This is a genomic window from Dyadobacter sp. SRI_021 (assembly GCF_057586235.1).
In genome coordinates this window covers 231,781-254,546 of record NZ_JBYCZM010000007.1, presented here as the reverse complement: position 1 = coordinate 254,546, position 22,766 = coordinate 231,781, and the positions used below count along the sequence as shown (strand labels likewise).

23 protein-coding genes and 1 tRNA gene are annotated in these 22,766 nt (G+C 48.3%); 6 read left to right on the top strand and 18 right to left on the bottom strand.

Annotated elements, in window-relative coordinates; translation table 11 throughout:
• Positions 1 to 12: 12 nt before the first annotated feature.
• The gene (gene recO / locus AC2YIT_RS22520; RefSeq protein ID WP_487280666.1) at positions 13 to 708 is read right to left on the bottom strand and encodes a DNA repair protein RecO; all 696 of its coding nucleotides are present in this window, start codon (positions 706 to 708) and stop codon (positions 13 to 15) included.
• 328 nt (positions 709 to 1,036) lie between these two features.
• Here recO and AC2YIT_RS22515 point away from each other — a divergent pair, with 328 nt between their 5' ends.
• Complete coding sequence (locus tag AC2YIT_RS22515) at positions 1,037 to 2,929, top strand: amidophosphoribosyltransferase (RefSeq protein ID WP_309980460.1); 1,893 nt, start codon at positions 1,037 to 1,039, stop codon at positions 2,927 to 2,929.
• 172 nt (positions 2,930 to 3,101) lie between these two features.
• Positions 3,102 to 3,599 (top strand): DUF6265 family protein, encoded by a 498-nt coding sequence (locus AC2YIT_RS22510; RefSeq protein WP_430843877.1) that lies wholly within the window; start codon positions 3,102 to 3,104, stop codon positions 3,597 to 3,599.
• Positions 3,600 to 3,652: 53 nt separating this feature from the next.
• Here the strand turns inward: AC2YIT_RS22510 and AC2YIT_RS22505 are convergent, their stop codons facing one another.
• The 8 genes from AC2YIT_RS22505 to AC2YIT_RS22470 all read right to left on the bottom strand — a co-directional run bounded on the left by AC2YIT_RS22505 (position 3,653) and on the right by AC2YIT_RS22470 (position 12,275).
• Entirely contained in the window at positions 3,653 to 4,099 is a 447-nt protein-coding gene (locus AC2YIT_RS22505; RefSeq protein WP_430843876.1) for a DMT family transporter, read from the bottom strand.
• Positions 4,096 to 4,407, bottom strand: a complete 312-nt coding sequence (nuoK, locus tag AC2YIT_RS22500) for an NADH-quinone oxidoreductase subunit NuoK (protein ID WP_309980454.1) — start codon at positions 4,405 to 4,407, stop codon at positions 4,096 to 4,098. The genes AC2YIT_RS22505 and nuoK overlap by 4 nt, the downstream gene beginning before the upstream one ends.
• Entirely contained in the window at positions 4,404 to 4,925 is a 522-nt protein-coding gene (locus tag AC2YIT_RS22495; protein WP_487280665.1) for an NADH-quinone oxidoreductase subunit J family protein, read from the bottom strand. The genes nuoK and AC2YIT_RS22495 overlap by 4 nt, the downstream gene beginning before the upstream one ends.
• A gap of 6 nt (positions 4,926 to 4,931) precedes the next feature.
• Positions 4,932 to 6,266, bottom strand: coding sequence for a 4Fe-4S binding protein (locus AC2YIT_RS22490; protein ID WP_487280664.1), 1,335 nt, complete (start codon positions 6,264 to 6,266; stop codon positions 4,932 to 4,934).
• 62 nt (positions 6,267 to 6,328) lie between these two features.
• On the bottom strand, positions 6,329 to 6,949 hold the full coding sequence (locus AC2YIT_RS22485; protein WP_487280663.1) for a thioredoxin family protein: 621 nt from the start codon (positions 6,947 to 6,949) through the stop codon (positions 6,329 to 6,331).
• Between the two features lie 38 nt (positions 6,950 to 6,987).
• A complete protein-coding gene (locus AC2YIT_RS22480) occupies positions 6,988 to 8,265 on the bottom strand; it encodes a glycosyltransferase family 4 protein (RefSeq protein WP_487280662.1) in 1,278 nt (425 codons plus the stop codon).
• Positions 8,266 to 8,280: 15 nt separating this feature from the next.
• Positions 8,281 to 10,131, bottom strand: coding sequence for an alginate lyase family protein (locus AC2YIT_RS22475; RefSeq protein ID WP_487280726.1), 1,851 nt, complete (start codon positions 10,129 to 10,131; stop codon positions 8,281 to 8,283).
• A gap of 44 nt (positions 10,132 to 10,175) precedes the next feature.
• A complete protein-coding gene (locus tag AC2YIT_RS22470) occupies positions 10,176 to 12,275 on the bottom strand; it encodes a bi-domain-containing oxidoreductase (RefSeq protein ID WP_487280661.1) in 2,100 nt (699 codons plus the stop codon).
• A 124-nt stretch (positions 12,276 to 12,399) separates the two neighbouring features.
• Here AC2YIT_RS22470 and AC2YIT_RS22465 point away from each other — a divergent pair, with 124 nt between their 5' ends.
• Positions 12,400 to 13,557, top strand: coding sequence for a Gfo/Idh/MocA family protein (locus tag AC2YIT_RS22465; RefSeq protein ID WP_487280660.1), 1,158 nt, complete (start codon positions 12,400 to 12,402; stop codon positions 13,555 to 13,557).
• 76 nt (positions 13,558 to 13,633) lie between these two features.
• Here the strand turns inward: AC2YIT_RS22465 and AC2YIT_RS22460 are convergent, their stop codons facing one another.
• The 3 genes from AC2YIT_RS22460 to AC2YIT_RS22450 all read right to left on the bottom strand — a co-directional run bounded on the left by AC2YIT_RS22460 (position 13,634) and on the right by AC2YIT_RS22450 (position 16,143).
• Entirely contained in the window at positions 13,634 to 14,110 is a 477-nt protein-coding gene (locus AC2YIT_RS22460; protein WP_430843865.1) for a DUF4822 domain-containing protein, read from the bottom strand.
• Positions 14,111 to 14,235: 125 nt separating this feature from the next.
• Positions 14,236 to 15,456, bottom strand: a complete 1,221-nt coding sequence (locus AC2YIT_RS22455; RefSeq protein WP_487280659.1) for an amidohydrolase — start codon at positions 15,454 to 15,456, stop codon at positions 14,236 to 14,238.
• Positions 15,457 to 15,474: 18 nt separating this feature from the next.
• Positions 15,475 to 16,143 (bottom strand): ankyrin repeat domain-containing protein, encoded by a 669-nt coding sequence (locus tag AC2YIT_RS22450; RefSeq protein WP_487280658.1) that lies wholly within the window; start codon positions 16,141 to 16,143, stop codon positions 15,475 to 15,477.
• A gap of 326 nt (positions 16,144 to 16,469) precedes the next feature.
• Here AC2YIT_RS22450 and AC2YIT_RS22445 point away from each other — a divergent pair, with 326 nt between their 5' ends.
• The gene (locus AC2YIT_RS22445) at positions 16,470 to 17,138 is read left to right on the top strand and encodes an acyltransferase (protein WP_487280657.1); all 669 of its coding nucleotides are present in this window, start codon (positions 16,470 to 16,472) and stop codon (positions 17,136 to 17,138) included.
• A 151-nt stretch (positions 17,139 to 17,289) separates the two neighbouring features.
• On the opposite strand, the gene AC2YIT_RS22440 is transcribed toward AC2YIT_RS22445, so the two are convergent.
• The 3 genes from AC2YIT_RS22440 to ubiE form a co-directional block, all read right to left on the bottom strand.
• Positions 17,290 to 17,364 (bottom strand) — tRNA-Val (locus AC2YIT_RS22440).
• A 123-nt stretch (positions 17,365 to 17,487) separates the two neighbouring features.
• Positions 17,488 to 18,222 carry a type IX secretion/gliding motility protein PorT/SprT gene (porT, locus tag AC2YIT_RS22435; RefSeq protein ID WP_487280656.1) on the bottom strand — a complete coding sequence of 245 codons (735 nt, stop codon included), beginning with the start codon at positions 18,220 to 18,222 and terminating at the stop codon, positions 17,488 to 17,490.
• Positions 18,171 to 18,893, bottom strand: a complete 723-nt coding sequence (ubiE, locus tag AC2YIT_RS22430) for a bifunctional demethylmenaquinone methyltransferase/2-methoxy-6-polyprenyl-1,4-benzoquinol methylase UbiE (protein ID WP_430843861.1) — start codon at positions 18,891 to 18,893, stop codon at positions 18,171 to 18,173. Before ubiE ends, porT begins: the two co-directional genes overlap by 52 nt.
• A gap of 155 nt (positions 18,894 to 19,048) precedes the next feature.
• Between ubiE and AC2YIT_RS22425 the strand changes: the two genes are divergently transcribed.
• Both AC2YIT_RS22425 and AC2YIT_RS22420 read left to right on the top strand, forming a co-directional pair.
• On the top strand, positions 19,049 to 19,831 hold the full coding sequence (locus tag AC2YIT_RS22425; protein ID WP_487280655.1) for a hypothetical protein: 783 nt from the start codon (positions 19,049 to 19,051) through the stop codon (positions 19,829 to 19,831).
• A 23-nt stretch (positions 19,832 to 19,854) separates the two neighbouring features.
• Positions 19,855 to 20,439, top strand: a complete 585-nt coding sequence (locus AC2YIT_RS22420) for a hypothetical protein (RefSeq protein ID WP_430843859.1) — start codon at positions 19,855 to 19,857, stop codon at positions 20,437 to 20,439.
• 14 nt (positions 20,440 to 20,453) lie between these two features.
• Here the strand turns inward: AC2YIT_RS22420 and AC2YIT_RS22415 are convergent, their stop codons facing one another.
• The 3 genes from AC2YIT_RS22415 to AC2YIT_RS22405 are packed head-to-tail and all read right to left on the bottom strand — an operon-like array spanning position 20,454 to position 22,556.
• A complete protein-coding gene (locus AC2YIT_RS22415; protein ID WP_430843858.1) occupies positions 20,454 to 21,158 on the bottom strand; it encodes a response regulator transcription factor in 705 nt (234 codons plus the stop codon).
• Positions 21,142 to 21,927, bottom strand: a complete 786-nt coding sequence (locus AC2YIT_RS22410; protein ID WP_487280654.1) for a sensor histidine kinase — start codon at positions 21,925 to 21,927, stop codon at positions 21,142 to 21,144. The genes AC2YIT_RS22415 and AC2YIT_RS22410 overlap by 17 nt, the downstream gene beginning before the upstream one ends.
• Entirely contained in the window at positions 21,906 to 22,556 is a 651-nt protein-coding gene (locus AC2YIT_RS22405) for a hypothetical protein (protein WP_487280653.1), read from the bottom strand. The genes AC2YIT_RS22410 and AC2YIT_RS22405 overlap by 22 nt, the downstream gene beginning before the upstream one ends.
• Positions 22,557 to 22,766 lie beyond the last annotated feature (210 nt).

Sequence of the window (22,766 nt, the reverse complement as noted above, 5' to 3'; positions counted from 1 at the left end):
CGGAAGCAGTTTTTAACGCAAAACTTCTCTCAAAACATCCAGCGACTTGATTTCCCCGAGCCCATCCATGTGGATTTTGTAAAAGAAAATCATCTTTTCCAGGATATTTATCCGCCTCGGCCTGTCCAGCGGAATGGACAACCCGTAGCGACTGTCCAGCATTTGCTCAGTAGCCCCGTACTCCTGCACATCGGGCCGGAGGGGAAAGTGGTGGTCTTTTAACTCATTTTCGAGGTCATCGGCCGTCTCCACTCCAAAACCCAGATAATGTGCCAGTTGCATCAGGAACTGAATGTGGAAATTCTCAAACCCGGTTTCGGCCTCATCGAGATAAAGCACCGATTGCTCAATAAAATCGAACAAGGGCTCGTTGTTCTCTTCCTCGCGCAAAGTTTTACCGAGCATTTCGGTCATAAAAAGTGCCAGGCCTGATTTTATTACATTAAAAGGTATCGAAAAAAATGGCGCATAGCATTTAATCTCGGAAATGCGATGGATGGTATCCTCCTTGTTCTTATGATACACTACCAGGTCGAGCAGTGTGAGCGGCTGGAAGAAGGCGATCCGATTGGTCTTGGACTTGCTGCTTCGCACACCGTTGACGATATAAGTCTGGATACCAAAGGCTTCCGTGTAAATTTTTGCGATGATGGAAGACTCCTTGTACCGGATGTAGCTCAACGCGATACCACGGGTTTTATGAAGCATATAAAATTTTAATATCGATCTGATCAAAAATAGTTATCTTTCTTATAATAAGAACCCCTTATAATTCTGATCCGGCAGTTTCAACTGCCGGTAAGAGGATGCGCGACGTACAATTTTAATGACGGTATGCCAATCTAATCCCGTCAGTTTAAACTGACGGAAAGGATTTGAAAAATTGAACAATTTTTGGAGTTTTTTAAGCCAAAGGATTTGTACCTTTGTAAGAAATAACGAACTAAACGGGAATCGAAATTCGTTAGGCTAATATTCAGGGAATACGCTTTGCATACCAGCAAACACCAATATCTCTAAAAGCATTACTCTTCTTATGAGCGACGCCATTAAGCATGAGTGCGGCATAGCACTTATCCGTCTTAGAAAGCCTTATCAATACTACATCGACAAGTACGAAACGCCGCTGTACGCAGTGCATAAGCTTTCGGTGATGATGGAAAAACAGGTCAACCGGGGCCAGGATGGAGCCGGGGTAGCCAATATCAAGATCGATGTCCCGCCCGGGAAACGATATATCAGCCGATACAGATCCGTAGAACCTCAGCCACTTACGGATATCTTCTCCAAAATCCATAAAAAATTCCGCAAGGGCCTCAAAAACAATCGTGACCACGTCAACGACGCGAAATGGTTGCAGGAAAACCTGGCATTTACGGGAGAAGTATGGTTGGGACATCTTCGTTACGGCACGCATGGCTCCAATGAAGTAGAAAACTGCCACCCGATGCTGCGCCAAAGTAACTGGCGGAGTCGCAATCTGGTAATGGCGGGTAACTTCAATATGACCAATGTGGATGAGCTTTTTGGCAAACTCGTTTCACTCGGCCAGCATCCGAAAGAAAAAGTCGACACCGTAACGGTGATGGAAAAAATTGGACATTTCCTGGATGAAGAAAACCAGCGGGTGTTCGAGCGTTTCAAAGGGATTTACGAAAACCCAACGTTGTCCGATGTCATCGAAGACAATATCGACCTGCCTCGACTGCTCTACCGCTCGTGCCGCGATTTCGACGGCGGCTATGCAATGTGCGGCCTCACAGGCTACGGCGCATCCTTCGTAATCCGCGACCCGGCAGGTATCCGCCCTGCATTCTATTACGCTGACGATGAAGTGGTTGTAGTAGCATCCGAAAAGCAAGCTATTAAAGCTGCATTTAACGTAGATTACGACCAGATCACTGAAATTACGCCGGGTTCCGCATTAATAGTGGACAAAAACGGTGAATATAACGAGTTCCCGATCCTGCCCCGCCTGGAAAAACGCTCATGCAGTTTCGAGCGGATTTACTTCTCCCGCGGTACCGATCCCGATATTTATAATGAACGGAAGCAACTTGGTAAACTGCTGATCCCGCAGATCCTCAAAGAAGTTAATTACGACCTCGAAAACACGATATTTTCATACATTCCGAACACTGCCGAAACGGCGTTCCTCGGCATGATCGAAGGTCTGGAAGAATATCTGGCCAAAAAACGCAAGCAAGCCATCATGGAAGGCATTCTTTTCGAAGCCGACCTTGAAAAAGTGCTTTCTTTCCGCCCAAGGATCGAGAAACTCGTAACCAAGGACGTGAAATCCCGCACGTTTATTACAGCCGATGCCTTGCGCGACGATATGGTTTCGAGCGTGTATGACACGACTTTTGAAGTAGTCCGCAAGAATGTGGACACCGTTGTGATTATCGACGACTCGATCGTTCGTGGTACCACATTGGAAAAGAGCATTCTCACCATGCTCGACCGTTTGAAACCGAAGAAAATTGTAGTGGTATCGTCTGCCCCGCAGATCCGCTTCCCCGATTGCTACGGCATTGATATGTCGAGAATGAAAGACTTCGTTGCTTACCGTGCAGTGCTCAAATTGTTGGAAGAGCGCGATATGGAGTATTTGCTGGAAGATGTCTACACCCAAAGTGTGACAGCGCTCGCTACGAAGAATCCATACCACACCAACTATGTTAAGGCGCTTTACGAGCCATTCACAGATGAAGAGATTTCTCAGAAAATAGCAGAGATTGTTCGTCCTAAGGGTTTGAATGCAGAGTTGTCTGTGGTTTTCCAAACTGTCGAAAACCTGCACAAAGCGTGCCCCGGCCACCTCGGCGACTGGTATTTCACCGGAAATTATCCGACACAAGGTGGAAATAAAGTGGTAAACAAAGCCTTTACCAACTCTTACGAAGGTAAGTTGGAGAGGGCTTATTGATATTATAGAATTTAAATGTAGATAGCCGGCTCGGAGACGAGTCGGCTATTTTTTGTGATCATTCACCTAAATTGCGTCAACGTACTGACGGAATTTAGCTAAGTTGCGTCAGCACGTTGACGCAATTAACATTTCTATTAATTTGCCACCTCAATTCACAACCTAAATCTCAATGACCCAATTCAACACAATTAGAAAAGCTCTTCTGGCATTTGCCCTGGTACTGACGGCTACTTTTGCACAGGCGCAAGGCACGCTGAACGACATCGCGTTCCTGGACGGTCGCTGGCTCGGTACGTACAACGGCGGACCGATCGAAGCTTCCTGGACTGCTCCCAAAGGCAATAACATCGTTGGCTTCATCCGCATGATCAAAGACGACAAACCTGCGCTTTACGAGATCTTTGCATTTGAACAGACTGACAATGGGCCTGTGGCGATGGTGAAGCATTTCAAACCGGGAATGATCTCGCTGGAAGAGAAAGAGGTAGCCGACCGCTACAAATTCATTGAGGCGAAAAAGAACCAGGCTTTGTTTGAAAAAGATGACGCTTCGGTACGGATCATTTATGAGAGACGTTCTCCTACTCAACTGGTTATCCAGCGTGGAAAGAAAGAAAATGATAAGTGGAGTTTCGTGGATCTATTCATTTTCAATAAAATCCCCTGAGGCATTCTGAAATTACGAGAACAGCAATCCGAGAGGTTGCTGTTTTTTGTGCCTTAATTTTTCAATATGAGATAAACTCCGCCTATAAGCAGGATCGTGCCCAAAATGCGCGGCAGGTTCATGTGATGAACAGCAAATCCCTGTAATCCAAAATGATCAATCATCATAACGGTTACCATCTGTCCGGCAATCACCAGGCACATCATATTGGCCGGACCGATATTCCGAACGATGAAAATGACGGTAATCACATAGAAAGCGCCTAACACTCCTCCCATAAAGCGTGTCCAAGAAACTTGTTTGAAATCAGCCAGAGAAGGAACCGGATTTTGGTTAAAACAGGCGAATGCGATGGTCAGGACCATTAACCCCACAAAAAAAGACGTCATCGCCGCAAGAATGGGGTTATTGATCGACTCGCGGAGCTGCGTATTTACGCCGGATTGAACAGCGTTGCTGATGCCGATCAAAAAAGCGAAGATCAGGAAGATCCAGTTCATTGCTTCAACTCATTTACTTTATCAGGGTCAACTGTTTTAAAACGGCCATACACGCGCAGAATGATCGCCAGGGCTACAGTCACTTCGGCGGCAGCTACCACAATTACAAACAACGCGAAAAGCTGGCCGCTCAGCCGCTCCGGATCGTGACGGCCAAATGCTACCAGATTGATATTGACCGCATTCAGCATCAACTCGATTCCAAGCAGCATGCCAATAAAATGCCGTTTGGTAATGGAAATAGCCAGTCCAATGCAAAACAATGCAGCCGCGACGATCAGATAATATTGTACAGGTATCGTCGTCATGTGGTCGGGTTTCGGTTTAATGCAAGGTAGGCGGCGCCGACAAGCGCAACCAGCAAGAGAATAGCGGCTATTTCAAACGGCAATAAATGGCTGGTCATGAGTTCCACGCCAATCGTCCTTATCGTGGATTTGGTACTCATTTCTTCTCCTGCCATTCTAAAATCCGAAGAAAGAATCACTTTCAACAGCAATCCGAAGAGCCCGATACCTGTCAAAAAGCCCCAGATTTTCCGGGTAATCGGTACCTCGACGCGATTATGGCGCGTCGAATCGTCGCTTTTTTCTTTCTTTTGCGTCAGCATTATGCCAAATATCAGCAGCACGAGAATACCTCCGACGTAAATCATAATTTGCGAAACAGCCAGAAAGTCCGCGCCTGCAAGCACATATAATGCGGCCACGCCCAGGAATGCGACGAACAATGCGAATGCACCATAAATGAGATTTTTGGAAAACAGGATGAACAGCCCGGCTGCGAGCGTAAATGCGGAAAAAATGTAGAATATAATTGCTTCCATGCGCTCCTATTCCTTTGGCTTAGGTTTCATCGTCGGGCGGAATGTAGGCCTGGCTGGCTTTTCCGCTGCCGGTTCAGCTGGTTTGACGTCAATTGGTGGCTCAGATACCGACTTTGCCGAAGCTTCGGCAGCTGGCTTTTCCTCGTTTTCAACAGGAGCGGCCTTTGGCTTCATCGTAGGACGGAATGCAGGTTTCGCAACAACCGGCTTTTCAGCAGGCTCGGCTGGCGCTTCTGCAACCGGTTTCTCAGTATTTTCCGAAACAGCCTTGGGCTTCATCGTAGGACGGAATGCAGGTTTCGCAACAACCGGCTTTTCAGCAGGCTCGGCTGGCGCTTCTGCAACCGGTTTCTCAGTATTTTCCGAAACAGCCTTGGGCTTCATTGTAGGACGGAATGCAGGTTTCGCAACAACCGGCTTTTCAGCAGGCTCGGCTGGCGCTTCTGCAACCGGTTTCTCGGTATTTTCATCCGAAACAGCCTTAGGCTTCAAAGTAGGGCGGAATACCGGCTTGGCAGCCACAGGCCTTTCAGTCGACTGAGCTTCCGGTGCCGTTTCTTGCGCTGGTGCGTCGCCTTCGACCTTTTTCGGCTTCATCACGGGCTTGAATGCCGGTTTAGGAGTCGGCGTTGCAGTCTCACCAGCATCAGTATTGACATCTTTAGCAACTGGTTCTTCGGCTGGTTTTGGCCTGGCAGTCGGTTTGAAAGCCGGACGGGCTGGTGCAGGTGCGCCCGCAGGAGCGGCAGCCGGTGTTGCCGCAGGAGTAGCCTTAGCCGCTTTCAAGGCTTCTTTTTCTTTCTGGAACTGTTCCAGCAGCATGCGCTTTTCATCGGCTTGCTCGGCGGTGAGGTTGGAATAGTTGTAAACCATATCACGCACATCGAGCTCGCTGTAATCGAACGTCTTGGTCATGGTAAGACACTCGGTCGGACAAACTGTCGTACAAAGGCCGCAATAACAGCATTTGGCCATATCGATGTCGAATTTGGCGGCGTATAAGCGGATTGGCGATCCATCAGAGGCACGCCCAACGTCCTCCACCGCTTTAATCGGCTCGATATCGATACAGTCGACCGGACAGACCTTGGCGCATTTGTCGCAAACAATGCAGTCGTCCATCTCATTATGCAGACGATACCTGCCATTGTCCGGAATGGGGATAGTTTCCAGCGGATATTGGATCGTCACGATCCCATCCTGCTGGTCATAAAAACTGGACGAACGAATATCCGCAGGTCTACGGCTTTTACGCGCATTCCAGAGGTGCCGTAACGTCAGCCGCATGCCCGTGAGGGTCGTACTGATGCCGTCGGATATATTTTTAAAGTATTCTGACAAAATCCCTGTTCGTTGGTATTGCGGTTACCCTATGACAAATATAGAGTAAACGGTTCAAAAACTCACTTATCCACAACTACTGCCTCCAAAAGCTCTTGTAATTCATCTTGCAGCGAGGCTGTTTTGTCGGCAATGTACCAACGCTGAATATCCTCCGAAAATTCGCTGTAAGACTTCACGGGATTGGCCTTGTATTCTCTCAGCAGTTCCTGAGCACCTGCCGGACGCGGCCCCCAAGTGAAAATTTCGTTAAAATCTTCATCCACAGCAATCAGTTTCGGAATAGAGCGACCTCCATTGGTCAGGTAAGCTTCCATCAATTCGGGGTTCTCATCCCGGAGCAGAAACCGCACGGTGATAAAAGGATTCGAAAGTGACGCAGCTACGATCGTCGGGATGTTCTGCGCCGCATCTCCACACCACGCTTCGGTGAGAATGTACCAGGTTTGCGGAATGTCGATCTGGTCGACAACTTCCCGCAACGACTCATGGATCGACGCCGTTTTATTGAGGCGCTGCATCCGCGCCAGATTCAGCTTCGTGTAGTGGCTCAGCGCTTCGGATTGTTTAGGTCCAGTCGTCCTATTTTCCAAAACCATCGCCTCCATCAAATGCATGTATGCAGAATAAGTATATGCCCCGTTTCTGACGGATTCAGGGAAGAGATGTGCTACGTTTTTCATTGGATTTTTATTTACTAGAAAACCCTCTGACGGCGCTTTCAGTTCACTTTTTGTATATCAAAAATTGCACTTTTACCTGTCACTCCAAGTTGATTCTCAATACATTTCAAAAAATCCTCTGCCAATTTCTTCCGATCGAAATGCATTTGCACAAACCGGTAGCCGTTTTCACCGTGCCTGCCCAAAAGCTCGCGGTCATTCATGTAAATTTTGATTTTCCGCGCCAGATCGGCGGGATTCCCCGGCTCTGCAAAAATGCCTGCATTGGCTTGCTCAACCAAATCACGCGAAACGCCATCGATCGCCATCAATACCGGCTTTTTACAGGATAGGTAGTCAAAGGTTTTATTACTGTAAACTGTTCTGAAAATATCTGCTTTTTTCAAAACAGCTACACCTACATCGGCCGCTAGGATGTATTCAAATACCTGCTCTTTCGAAACCGGATCCAAGAATGACACATTGGTCAAGCCCCGGGAATGCGCCTCTTCGATCAACATTTTTTTCTGCATTCCATCGCCGATCAATAGAAAATGGGCATCGGTGCCGCTAAGCAACGCCGCGGCTTCCAGAAGCTGCATGAGGTCGTTTGCCAAGCCATGCGCCCCGACGTAAATGATCACAAACTTTCCTCCCAGGCCAAGTCGCGCGCGCAATCCACCCGTACATGCACTACATAATGCACGCTCACTCAAACGAAAGTCCGCTGCATTGGAGATCGTGACGATTTTGTACGTATCGACACACTTTTCGCGAATAAGCCGTTCGCGAAATGCAGGGGTTAGCACATTAATCAGCTGTGCTTTACGATAGAGGTATGTTTCAAATTGGTAAGATAACCAGATTAGCCACTTATTCTTCAAAACACCCATTTCAATCGCCGATTCGGGCCAAAGATCCCTTATTTCCAGCACCAGCGGAATCCGCTTCCATTTCGACAGAAACCATCCCGGAATACCCACCAGAAGGGGCGGAGAGGTCACAAGAACGCATTCATAATTAGCATTTGCGAAACGCATTCCCGCATAAATGGCCATGAATGCAAAGGAAATGTAGCTCCAAAACCGTCCGAGGATGCCTTTATGATAATATTTCGACCCTTTGCAGCGAATTACCAACACGCCATCTGCATTCCGGTTTACATCGAATGCCCTTCCGGCTGTTTGATCCTCCTTCACCAGCATATAATGTACATCTCCCGCAATCACTGTTACCGAATGCCCCTCCTGCACCCAAATTCGCGCCATTTCATTCCACCGCGAGCCACCAGCAGCGTGGTCTTCCAGGAAATACTGATGGATGAGCAGAATATGCATAACAACCTGTTTAAGTCAATGTCCTTCAATAACGGTCCGGATATAATACCCAAAAGTCTCAAATACCAACACCTCGCATTTCGCCCTTTCGCCATATCCCTTCGAATACCAGCCACTTTCAATAATCAGAGGAATTTCATTGCCGTGCTTGTCGGTTGCAAACATTCTAAAATCATTGCCAAATGACTCATACGGGTGCCATAATTGCCGGATTGGCATTCCTTTCGGAACGTTTTGAACGGAATCTTCAATCACCCAATGCGGCTGACCGGCTTTCTTTACTACGCGACGTTTATGGACAATGCCTTTTCCAACATGCCGAAAGCCTTCAAATTCGGCTTCGATCCAGTATTCATTGCTCGTGTAACCTGATTTGCCCGTTGCTTTTCTAATCCAATGCGTCCAGATGAAGCGATGCTGTTTTTTCATTTGATCAAAATCACCAATCATAATCGTGTTATGCCCCCTGGTACCCGAAAAATAGCGGACTGATTCTTCATCGGCGTTGTAGAGCCAGGTCCCGGCATCGCGCAAGACATTTCGGCCGTTTATCCAGATGTCGAGGTGGTTGTTATCGGCCTGGAAGGGACGATGGCGATAGTTTCCGCAGCGCAGGAATGTGATGGTGCCTTTATCCCTGATAACAAAGTACCCATCTTCGTGAAAATCAAAAGCGCCATCTTCTACCTCTTCAAAATAGCTTTGCACGTCCGACAACTCCTTCGATACCAACCACGCTTTCTCTTCGCTTATAGCAGAATCCGAATTTTTCCAACCGTACAACACCGACTCCAGTGCTATCAATTGCGGCCTGAAATCCCGAAAATGGCATTCGGAAAGTGGAAAAAATAGAGCTCCGTCATCGTGTCCGTAATGAGGAAGGCTACCGTTAGTTTCATCCATACAGGTTCGTAGGAACCTCAGTGAAGCATCGGCTTGCTCGTAGACGGTTTCAGAAAACCATTCATCGTTTAGTTCCGCCAATTGTAATCCCCACGTCAGCAACTGCACAACGATCCGGTGGTAATTCATTGAATATTGCAGATAAGAACCGTCTGGCGCAACCTGTGAAATGATTTCTGTTTCGAACAAATTCCTGCCTTTCTCTTTCCATTTTTGACTTTCAGGAAAAAACGGAAACATCAAACCCGTCGTAAAAAGCCCCAGCGCCTCCGTCAGCACGTGATTGTTCTTAACGGCAATTTCCGAAAAGCGAGTATTTCGTGCGACATGACGCATCTGGTCATAAATGCTGCCAAGTATTTTGTCGAGCAATGATTGGCTCAAAATCGTCGACGACCGATAATAATGCAATGCGAAAATCCAGTTCAACACCCGCAAAGCGATCTCCTGGCTGCATTTCCAGTTCGGCCCGCAATTGACCGGGTTCCGATCAATCCAGTCTGCGATCAATCCGAAAACTTCGGTGGATTGATCTTCCGAAAAATGGAAGTCATATCGAATCAGATCATACAAAAATGTGAACCTGGATTTTTCCCACGCATACTTGATATCGCCCGCCTTTGTCGAAAAATCATTTACGTCAGACCAATGTTCATTCTTTGGGTAACAATATCCTGTGCATGGATTGGTGTGCCAATCGGAAACCTCAAACCATTGACCACTGAAATAACAGAACCGGCCTGATCGAATCTGCCGCACCCTCCATTTCAGGTCGGTAAGCTCAGGATTCCTTGGCAAATCCAGGTTTTGAGGATCGAAAAGAAATTCTGGCTTCCATTTAAGCCATTCTTGCCTACTTACAAATGACTGACTGGTAGATTTTCGCGGAAACCGTAATTTCAAAATACCCGTTTTCGCCTGCAACCAATACCCGGCCCTAAACACCACATAATGCCAACCCATTTGCCGGCCAATGTGCCAGAAAAGCGTCAAATACCGCAGCGCTTTCATGGTACCTTCACCCAACCGCCCGTCCACATGCTATCTCGTGCCGCCAATGTCGCCCGGCTGGAATTCCAGATGTCTTCGAGAGGCATTAACGGCATTGTTTCATTGGAAATGCATTCAAAAAGTTTGTCAAATTGCTCCTGGTGGCCCTTTCCTGCATCCACCTTCATTTCGCGAAACCGCTCGAAACCGTACCCTCTGAGTGTTTTATAGTCATCCAGAATCAATGTCCGTCCAAGTGAATGCACTTCGATCCGCTCCTTTGGATAACTGCTATGGCCATTTGAAAAATAGTGCACTGTGCCGGTGGAGCCATTCGCCAGCCTTAACAACACCGTCGCATTCTCCGAACTCATGCGGCCGCCGATAGTCAGCACATGCGTACAAACTTCATCGATATGGCTCTGCGCGAGCCACGCTATCAAATCTATAAAATGGCACGCCTCTCCGACCAGCCTTCCTCCGCCCCGCGCACTGTCGTGTATCCAGGTGTTGCCGAGGATATACCCTGCATTGACGGTTATCACAACATTCATCGGGGCGCCTTCCAGCAATTCCCTCATTTTTATAGTGTGCGGTGCATATCTCCGGTTGAAACCTACTGTGAGAGAAACCGGGCACGAAGCGCTTTGAAGCGCTGATTTCACCGCTTCAATACCTCCGGAATCAATGCTTAGCGGCTTTTCCACGAAAACATGTTTACCGGCCCGAATCGCATCCGAGGCGATCGCAACGTGCTGATCATGCCGGGTAGCGATGATGATCAGGTTGACTTCGTCGTCCGCCAATATTTCCCGATAATCGGTAGCAATGCATGGAATTCCATATTTTGCAGCCAGTTCCGCGGCCCTCAACCCGCCTGAGCTTGCGATATATTTGATGCTTTTTTTCCCAAGGCAGGGCAATAGCGTCATACAAGCAAAATTTCCCGCACCAATGATCGCCGCAACTACCTTTTGTAACGCGAATGCATTATCCGGATTCGTGACGACCGTCTCGCTCGTCTTACAATTGCCGCTGTAATCGATCAATGTCCCGAGCGATCGGCTATTTCTTTGATAAATGCTCGAATAGTTTTCAATCGGTACGACATTCGAGATTAACGGCTTTACATCCAGCGCACCACTAGCCAGCAAGCGCAGAACTTCCTGAAAATTGCGGTTTACCGTCCAGCGGACATATGCCAATGGATAATCTCTGCCCTGCTCCTCGTACGCGTAGTCGTAGCGCCCGGGCCCGTAGGCGCAGGAGACCTGGAATGTCAGCTCTTTTTGGTAAAAATCGGAGCGGTTCAGGTGCAGGGGAACGTCGCCGATCAACACTATCTTGCCCTTTTTCCTGCAAATCGCAGACGCCCTTGAAATCACACTACCGGATTTGGACGAGGCGGTTATGATTACGCCATCCATTTCGCCAAACTGCTCTGAAATTGATTTACCGGCAGACTTTACCGGATTAACGGTTGGAATACCCTTTTCTTCTGCGATTCTTCGTCGATCCTCATCGGGCTCAATCCCTATTACCCCACACCCATGCGCATGCAGGAGATCGACGACCATCAAACCGATTAATCCTAACCCTACGACCGCCACGCGCTCGCCCAGTGCAGGCGCCAGCAAGCGCACACCATGCAGGCTCACCGCCCCCAGAACTGTAAACACTGCTTCTTCGTCGGGTACATTCCGCGGAACTTTGGCTACCAGATTGACCGGCACACAAACCACCTCGGCATGCGGCCCGTTGCAGACTGCCCGATCTCCGATGACGAAGCCTTCTACCCCCTCTCCAATTGCTACTACTTCCCCCATATTGCAATACCCCAACGGCAGAAGTTGATCCATCCTGCGGAGAACAGAGCGCGTAGTTTTCCAGAAACCATCGGCCCTGATTTTCTCAAATACGATACGTAATTTGTCAGGCTGTTGCCTCGCTTTGGAAAGGAAATTGGCTTTGCTGAACTCAATCAGCATTCGCTCGGTGCCGGCGGAGACGAGGCTTTTGCGGGTTTTGATGAGCACACAACCCTTGCGGACGAGCGGAACGGGGACATCTAGCAGCAATGTATCTCCCGTCCGCAGATTCTGGGCAAGCTGTTTCATAAAATATAGTGTGTAGTTGGCGCAAAAATCAGGAGTTGGAATTTACGAATTAAATCCAATCGCCGAGATTTGATAATTTTGACGAACCTGTTTAGCATTCAATCCTTAACCACACAAGTTCCCGATGAAAAAGCAGATTAATATTGGTATAGTAGGATACAAGTTTATGGGCCGGGCACATAGTAATGCATGGAAAAAAGCCCCGCTGTTTTTTGACACGCCCTCGACGCCCGTCCTGAAAGTAGCATGCGGCCGCCATCAGAAATCACTTTCTGAATTCGCCCGGAACTGGGGTTGGGAAGAAATCGAAACCGACTGGCAAAAACTCATCAACCGCCCCGATATCGACATTATCGATATTGCCCTGCCTCAAAACCTGCATTATGAAGTCGCCTTGGCAGCTGCCAAGGCAGGCAAGCATATTTTCTGCGAAAAGCCGCTTTCAATGGACAGCACCCAGGCGGCCGAAATGCTGAAAGTCTGCCAGGAGAACGGTGTGAAGCATTATTTGAACCACAATTACCGCCGAACGCCGGCCGTAGCCCTCGCTAAAAAGATGATCGAAGAAGGTAAGATCGGCCGCATTTTCCACTGGCGGTGCGCGTATCAGCAGGACTGGATCGTAGACCCGTCGTTCCCGCTTACCTGGCAGCTTAAAAAGGAGACTGCCAAAGCCGGCCCGCAATGGGACCTCAACTCACACGCCGTGGACCTGGCGCATTTCCTGGTGGGCGACATTGTTTCCGTTTCCTCATTGACCGCCAACTTCATCAAAGAGCGCCCGATCGCGGATGAAACCGCCACCGGAAGCCTTACCGGCGCGTCGAAGGGCGATGAAATGGGTGATGTAACCGTCGAAGACGCTGCATTGATGATGGTCAGGTTTCAGAACGGCGCCATAGGCTCGTTTGAAGCCACGCGCTTCGCAACCGGCCGCAAAAACCGTCTTACGTTCGAGATTTATGGCAGCAAAGGCAGCCTCGTTTTCGACCTCGAACGTATGAACGAGTTGCAATACTATTCCAACGAAGACGCAAAAGGCGAGCACGGGTTCCGCACGATCCTCGCCACCGAATCCATCCACCCATATGCCGGCCATTGGTGGCCTGCCGGACACATTATCGGCTACGAGCATGCATTTGTGCATGCAGTAGCCGACTTTCTGGACGCCATTGAAAACGACACCGAAATCAAACCGGACTTTGCGGACGGTTTGAAAATCATCCAGGTACTGGAAGCCGGTCTACGTTCGGCGGAGAGCGGCAGTGAGGTGAGACTTTAAATTGGGGAGAAAGGAGGAAGGAGGAAAGGGAGGATGAAGAGCTGGAGTTAGCCCTTCATGTTCCCTTTTTTCCCTTTTACTTTGGCTCCACATGTGTGGTAGGCGTGTGAACGATATCGAAATAAATCGATTTGTCATTATTGTTGGGATAAATCCGGTACGTAAATTCATCCTTTGTAAGTACTGTAATATCCACAACGCGTGTAAACAAAATAGCCCCGGCATTGTCTTTTGCGACGATCGTGCGGGTTTTTCCATCCGCGGAAACCGTCCAATCTCCATGCATCTTGGGCGAATCGTCCAGGTTAAACATGGTAAAAGTCCCATCTGCCTTGAAATAAGCAAAGCCAACAAAGTTGACCACATTGGCATCGGTTAATACCACATTTTCTCCTTTATTATTCTTTGCATTAGTTGTTTCCCAGGCAACGCTCGATAGCACTTCGCTGGGTGTCAGCGCTTTCTGAGGCTCGTGGTCATCGCTGCAACCAATAAACAGTGTGGCACAAAAAATGACCACCAAACCCAATACAATCTTCTTGAAATCAGCCATGTTTGATAAAGTTTTATTGCACAGCAAAAGTATTTTATACGTTGTGCATTCACTTTATCCCATTCATCCCGATAATTGTAAAATTTATAACGGACACTCCCGCACATTACCTACGCGCGCAATCGCTACGTCTCTTTAAACACGATATTTCCGCTGTGAATCAGCGCAATGATCGGTGACATGCGGGATACCGCTTCCGCCGAACAACTTGCCTCTACCAACACTATATCCGCGGCATCTCCGGCTCTGGGCCATTGTTGTGCGCCTTTGTCGTCCAGCGGAAGCACATAACGGGTAGCAAAGGCGAGAGCTCTCGACAGCTCCCATTCGGTGGAGTACCCATAAAGTGCCGCGATGAGGTGTGCTTTTTGAAGCATGTTCCCCGAACCGAATGTGCTCCAATGGTCTTGTATATTGTCATTCCCGATCAAAACCTCCACGCCGTGTTTTCTAAGCGTTGGAATGGGCATAATAGTACCTCTGAACGGAACCGACGACACTATGCCTACACCGGCCGCAGCCAGGCGTTCGGCCATTCTTTCTGTTTCGGAGGCACTCAGATGCCCCAACGCGAATGCGTGACTCACGTATGTCTTTCCTTTCAGTTGCGGGTTTTCAAGGGCCTTATCAATCAGGAACTCGATAGTCTTTACACCGCTTTCCCCTCTTTCATGCAAGTGGAGATCAATTCCTTTGCCATTGTCCAAAGCCAATTGTGTAATCAACTCCAACGGTTTTTCAATACTTCCATCAATTGAATAGGGATCCACACCCCCGATAAAATCCACGGAATCCATTTTGGCCACTTCTTTCAGCAAGAACTCCGTGGGCGTGTAGTAAATACCATGCTGGGGAAACGCGACCAACTCCGCGGCCAGACTCCTCCGCTTGTGCCGCAGAGCTTCTTCCAGGTGATAGAGGGAGTCGAGCCCTGAAGTTGGGTCGACATTGAAATGGGAACGAATGAAGTCTGTCCCGTAAGAATGCAGGAAATCGATTAACTTTTCGGTACGTTCGACAGAGGTTTTCAGCCATTCGGGGATCATCTGCTGTTCGTAGGCGATCATATCCTTTACCGTCTTCCGTTTGGCCGAAACGGCCTGCCACGGCAACCCGAAAAGCATTTTGTCAAGATGCGCATGCATGTCCTTAAATGCCGGCAGCAAAAGCCTCCCTTTCGCGTCTATTCCTTCGGCATGGGAATGATTAGGTTCAATGCTTTTTATTTTGCCATTCTCTATCCCAATACAAAACAAGGCTGTCTTCGTACTCACTACCTCATCCGCTTCGTATTCAAAACCCGTTTCCAACAATACGTTTTTCAGGGTGTATGCTTTATTCTCCATTTTGACGCCACGCAGCATTTACTCTGATAAAATTTTTACTATTTCGGTGAAACCACGCCGTTGAGCGTGTTGCAATGGCGTAACGCCATCATGATCCGGTATGCCGAGATCCGCGCCGCCATCTTTCAACAACTGCACGATTTCCTGGTATTTTTTACTCCCGTTACCCAAAACAATTGCCTCCATCAAAGCCGTCCACCCCAACCGGTTCACATGGTTGATGGGAAAACCCTTTGTACCCGCCAACACCTTCACCGTTTCCACGTGTCCGCGTTCGCATGCGGGAATCAATGCGGTGCCGTTGTAGCGGTTGAAAACGTCAAACCGGGCACCGTGAGCAAGAAACAGCCTTACCAGGTCCGTCTGCCCTGTAGCGCCGGCATACAGAAACGGACTGTCCTGGATATTGTCCTGCAAATTGACATCCGCGCCTTTCTCCGTTAGCAGCGTGGCCATTTCAATATGCTTATCTATTGTAGCCAGCAAGAGCAACGATTTTCCGCTTTTATCCCGGGTATTGACATCTGCCCCGGCGCCAAGTGCCTTTTTTACGCCGCTCAAATCGTTTCGGCTTACCAGTTTGAGAATTTCTTCCAGTTGCATCATCGTATCGCTTGTTAATGGCTCATTTTTCGCATTGCACGACGCGAATACGCCCATCAATGCCAGTAGCAATAATGTTTTCATGATTCCAATGGATTAATTTGAAAAATTACAGCGGCAAGGTAAGGCGAGTTTTCGGCTAGCCCTTTGCGGAATACATGCTGATAGTTGGAGGATTTATTACTCGGGTGGGAAACTCTGCGGTCTATATTGCCGGGCCCATTTCGAATCCAACTCTTTGGCAATCGCCGAAATTTATTGAAATTAGCCGTGAGATGTGTATCGTCATGAGTGTCCCACAGTCGATTTGCTGGAAAGAGCGCATACAACCTTGTAATCTTTAAATTACAGCCGCACAACGGTTTTAATATTTTTTAATTGGAAAAATAACTAAAAAGCCCTGATCGAAGGTGATTAAAAACGTCATTAAGTTAATATCCAGGTTGAATTTCAAGACCATATATTTCAATTTGAAATACCTTCCATTACGGCAAGCATTGCTTTTGCCTATTTTGGTATCAAAGCGGACTTACCTAAGAAATACTTCCGGAAAAATTAAAATCAATGCCCCGCTAAGAACGGGACTAATACGAATCGGGTATGGTAACATCGGTATTTTTGACGAGAAGCGATCAAGGACGATATGGGAAGTAAACGGAACAGTTATTTTCAACGGAACGTGTAATATCGGACATGGCTCCAAGATATCTGTGTCAAGTACCGGATCACTTTCTTTTGGGGAGAATTTCGCTATCACCGCAGAAACATCAATCATTACAAAGCTGAATATTGAATTTGGCGATAACTGCTTGCTATCCTGGGACACGCTCATCATGGATAGCGACCTTCACAAAATAAAAAACGAGGTTGGCTCAGAGATAAATGCTCCGCAACCAATTTCAATAGGTGACAATGTTTGGATTGGGTGCCGATGTTTAATATTAAAAGGTGCTAAAATTCCCAACAACACCATTATTGGAGCAAGCTCGCTGGTTAACAAACCACTTGACAAAGAAAATTCACTCTACGCTGGAAGTCCCTGCAAATTAATCAAGGAGAACGTTTCCTGGGAACGATGAACTAAGTTAAGCACGGATAGAAGTTCAGGGATTCAAACCACCGCGGCGGACCGCGGCAACGGCCGGCCGGCCCGACCCTCTGCTTGTAGTCAGATGCTATGAACAAACTGCTCAGAAAACAAAAAAAGCACCGATTTCTCGATGCTTTCTGTGGGAGTTGAGGGATTCGAACCCCCGACCCTCTGCTTGTAAGGCAGATGCTCTGAACCAACTGAGCTAAACTCCCTTTCTTTTTGCTTTTGTTTTCCCGTCGTTTGGGAGTGCAAATATGTGCGACTAAATTGAACTCTGCAAATATTCTTGAAAAAAAATTTAAAATATTTTTTAACCTACTGATAACCAGTATACGCTATTCGAAATTTAAATAGAGCGTTACGGTGTGGGTCCGCATGCGACTGATGCCATTGGCGACGGAATTTGTTCCGGGGACGAGCATATTTGTCAATCCATGGGAAAAACGCAGCTCGGGAGCGAATTTAAAGAACTCGAAGAACTGCTCATAGCCGATGCCGTAATCAATAGAGAAGTCGCTCGACTTCGTATTGAGGGCCGTGGCCCCACCTCCCCGGTTACGCTTTACGTTCGTTTCGATCCCGAGCGTTACGCCTGCGATCATATACATGCGCGAGTTCACCCGGCGAACGGATTTGTATTTTAGCAAGAGTGGCACTTCAATCCACGTCGACTCCCGCTTTTCCGTACGTTCAGTACCGTTGGGATAACTGAATTTCACATGCCGCTCGTAAAGTGAGACAGCAGGCGTTGTACGCAAGTCGAAATGCTCGTTTAGATAGGCATTGACGGTAAATCCCATCCGAAATGCGGCATTCGTGGGCGACTGGATCACAAATGCCGTATCCTTCGTCGCAAAGTCGTTGCTGTGCTTGATATTGAACCGCGTGAAGGGGACCGCGAAAAGAATACCGTAATGGATCGGCTTGTCGTCGTAGTATTCGAGGTGCTTGCGACGGTACCCGATGCCCTGAGACTGCGCTTCCTGCGCCGCCATCAGCAGCGCCAGAATACCGATAATTACTTGTGTCCGACGTAAATTGAACAGATCCCGAAGGTAAGTGATATGCATTTGGTATTTATGAAACCTGCTTTTTTATAAATATCAAGAAAAGCTTCCCCATCCGGAAAGGCCTGTACGGACTCGGGCAGATAAGTATATGCCGAACTGTCCTTGGAGACCGTTTTCCCTATTATTGGCAATATGTATTTAAAATAAAAATTGTAAATCTGCTTGAACGGAAAGCTTTTGGGCTTCGAAAATTCGACCACCACACAAGTTCCGCCCGGCTTCATCACGCGGTTCATCTCTGTCAGTCCGGCCAGCAAATTCTGAAAATTGCGTACTCCAAACGAAACGATAATCGCGTCAAAATAATTGTCTGCAAAAGCCAAACTTTCCGAGTCGCCGCTTTGCAGGGTAATCACGTCCTGCTTGCCCAGTTTCGCGATTTTCTCGCGGCCGACGGCCAGCATACCCTCCGAAATATCGACGCCGACGATTTTCTCAGGCTTCAACGCGAGGGCCTCGATCGCGAAGTCGCCTGTACCGGTCGCAATATCGAGAATCACCTTCGGCTGCTGCTTTTTGAGCAGTTTAATGGCTCTTTTACGCCAGTATATATCTACGCCTCCGCTCAGGACGTGGTTCAGCAGGTCGTACTTGGGTGAAATGTTATCGAACATCTCTGCAACCTGCTCCCGCTTGGTCCCTTCTTTATCTTTATAGGGTACTACACTCATCTTTATATTGTATTTTCAACTACAAGCAAAACTAACAGATATTTACGGTTATCGCACGGCGGGCCGGCATCTTATTGGTTCTACAAAAGGTGACCAAAATGAAAAGCGTACGTATCAATGGCTGAACAAACATTTCATCCTGATCAATTCCAGCCATGCGTTACATTTTGCTTCTTACCGCTTGTGCATTAGCCGGCATAACCTTCGCGCAGCCTGTCCATTACCGCTCGCCGAACGGCATTAGCGACAAGAAAAACTATAACCGCCGCGCTATGCATCCCTGGTCTCTGGACGTGCGATGCGGCCTCACGCAGTTTTACGGGGAACTGAATGCCCAGGCGATGCACGGAATCGCCGGAATAGGCATTGGAAGGTCGATTAACAAACAGTTCGCCATTCAGCTCGATTACAACGCCGGCAGCATTGGCGGCGAGAAAAGGGATTTTTTCAATTCCTGGTTTGTGAATGAATACAATAGCGCCGAATGTCTGGTAAAATGGGACCTCTCGGAGCAATTCTTCGAAAGAGAGCCCGGGCTTACACACATTTCTGTTTTTGCCGGATTAGGGCAAATCTGGTTCAGTGCCAATGCCTATGACCTCAACGACAACCGCCTGTTACGCTTCACCAACAGCGAGCAAAGTGCCAGAAACCCGCTTTTCCTGCGCTGGGGCCCCGCCAGGGGGCCGAAGGGCATCAAAAGAACGCGGGAAGGGATATTACCGCTCGGCACTTCTGTGAGCTATGCTTTGTTAGAAAAATTGAAGGTTTCATTCGAATACCGTTTCTATTTCGTGCGGACCGACAAGCTGGACGCTACATCGGGCAGGCGGCTGATCAACCCCGAGGAAAGCGAATCGTACAGCGATACGCCGAACGATACTTTCAGTTTTATTGCGTTATCATTGCAATACCATTTCGGCCAAAAGAAGCACTGAATGGCTGTTAACATCATTAAACAATGTTTTCTACCACTGTTAAATACAAACTTTATCCATCCCTACTAAGCTGTTTCGACCGGTTTGAACGCGGCTATATCAATGAGCAGGAACTCCTCGACCGCATTAACCGCGTGCCGGTACCGCAAACGGAAGCGCAGTTCCGGGGCTCCTCATTTGAAGATGCGGTGATTAAAGGCATTGGTGAAGAAACATTTGATCCGGAAATCCTGTCCAAAGTGCGGTCGTATCTACCCCGCCCAATGCTGAAAACGCAGGTATACTGCGAATACCAGCTAAACGACAGCCTGATTTACGGATATGTGGACGTGATCGGAAAAATGCTGGCCGTGGACATCAAAACCACCAGTAATTATCGCGAAGGCTGCTTTGTCAAAAGCCACCAGAACTTTTACCTGCCTGCATTACGCACGAAAGGCATCAAAAGCTTACGCTATGTGATCACCGATTTCAAGGATGTTTATCTCGAAGAATATGATCAAATGGCTGATCTTACTTATCAGGAGGAACAAATCGCCCGCTTCTGCGCATTTCTTGAAACCTACCGCGACCGCATTACCGATTTGCGGGTGTTTGCTCGCATTTAACACTGACAACCAGGCTAGAAATCCAGTAATTGATATTTCACGGCGAATATCGCGAGACTGACTGAGTTGCTTGCGCCCGTTTTTTCCAGCAGGTTTTTACGGTGACCTTCCACTGTTCGGTAGCTGATAAAAAGCTCCTCCGCGATTTTGGCCGTATTATAACCCTTGCAAATGAGCGTCAGAACCTCCATCTCACGATCGGTAAGGCCGACGTTCAGAGAAGGAATAGCCACTTTACTCCGCGTCGGTTTGATATCCCCCGCCTGCAAGCCTTGCCGCATTACTTGCGCGATGTCGTCATTGATATAATACCCTTTTGTCACCACCTGCCCGATCGCATCGCTCAGAATACCCTGGTCGATGTCCTTGGGCAGGTAGCCGTGTACGCCTACACGCATGAGCTGTAATATGTGCTCAGGGGAGTAGTTCATGGAGAGGATAATGATCTTTACACCGGGATGCTGTTTTAAAAGCAGCCCGGCCACCTCCTTCCCGTCCATTCCTTTCATAAAGAGGTCCAGCAGCACCACGTCGGGCACGGCTTTGCCTATTTCTTCTAAAAGCTCCTCGCCGGAGGCCGCTTCCAGAACCACCTGGTAGTCTTCATTCCGGGCCAGAATCTGGCCTAATCCCTGACGGAAGAGCTTATGATCGTCCGCTATTGCTATTTTAACCGGTTCCAATTCGATCGTTGAGATAATGTTAGACGGGTATTTCAATTTTAAAACGGGTGCCTGCACCGGGGGCAGAGTTCAGTTCGAGTGTGGCGCCCAGCAGGTCGGTGCGGGTACGGATCGTGCTCATTCCCATCCCGGCCGGCTTTGAGCCCGAAAGCATATCGAACCCCTTGCCATTATCGCTCATCAGCAAGCTCAGTTGTGAGCCATTATGGTGCAAGTCGAAAGTAATTTCACTGGCTTCCGCATGCTTGACTACATTCCCGATCACTTCCTGGATAATGCGGTACAGAACCAGCTGCTGGTACGGCGAAAGCACCTCGGCCGGGTCATCGATCGTGCAATGGATATCCATTCCTGCATCCTCCATGCGGTTTAACAGAATTTTTACCGCTCCTGCAAAACCGAAGTTCTCGATAATCACCGGCGACAGATTATGCGCGATTTGCCTTACATCCTTCACCACATCCCCGATAATCCGCCCTGAACGCGCTGCGAGGCCCTTCATTTCCTCCGGCGACTTTTCGTACTGGATCTGGTTTACAAACAAACGGACCGCCGACAACGACGCCCCAATCTCGTCGTGCAGGTCGCGCGCGATGCGCTCGCGCTCGTTCTCCTGCGAGGCCACGATCGATTCGAGGATCCTTTTCTGGTGGACCATTTCCATTTGATGCAGACGACTTTGCTGAAAATGCAGCTTGCGCTGGTAAAGCAGCACAAAAATGACGATCGCAAGGGCCATCATCACCATAATACCGATCCCGCCGAAAAGCAGCTGAGCAAACTCTATTTCTCCCGGCCTACCCATAATGCGATGGCATAAGTAATGTACAGCATATAGTTCATCAGCGCATGGATCATCCAAATCTGGTCATTTAAATTTTTGGAATACAGCAAAATGAAATTCATGAATATGAAAATCAAAAAGTTGCCCGAAAAGAAAAGCAGTAACCCTGCCGACACCCAGAAGAAAGGCTCAAGCAGCAGATTTTGTACTTTTAATTCCTGAAAAACTTTATAGAAATAAGCGAGCGCCAGAAAAATCACTACCACACTTTCAATCGAGCGCCCGGCATTGTCAATCCACACCGACTGTCCGGACTGCCCCAGCTCACGCACCAGGACAATGACCGTAAAGCCCGCCAACATCCAGCCCCGCAACGCCACCAGCCACTTCTGATCCAGCACCAGGCTGTACGTCCAGGTAAGCAAAGCAAATTCCACCGTAATGTAAATAGGCCACAGAAACAGGTTGGACACTTTAAAAAACCAGAAAATACGTGAAATGCTCTCGATGAGCAATGCAAAGAAGATCAGCCAGCAAAGCAACTTCAGGGGGCGGTCGGCCTTGCGGTACCGCACCAATGCCATTCCCGCCGCCACGAGCACAGGCAGGTACGTAAAAAGCACGATCAGTTGCTCTTTGGAATAGTGCATGGTATTAGTTGGATGAAGGTTCGGAATGCGTATAGCGTCAATGACTTCTACACGAAAGTCGCAATGGAAATCAATTACCCGGAACTAATGCGGCAGCGAAAGGCCGGTGAATTTTCTCAGAGGGAGGCTGGTCAGGCGGGCGGGAAATTACTCAATCGCTTGGATAGAAAAAAGCCACACAATAAGTGCGGCTTCCGGCTAAAGATCAGA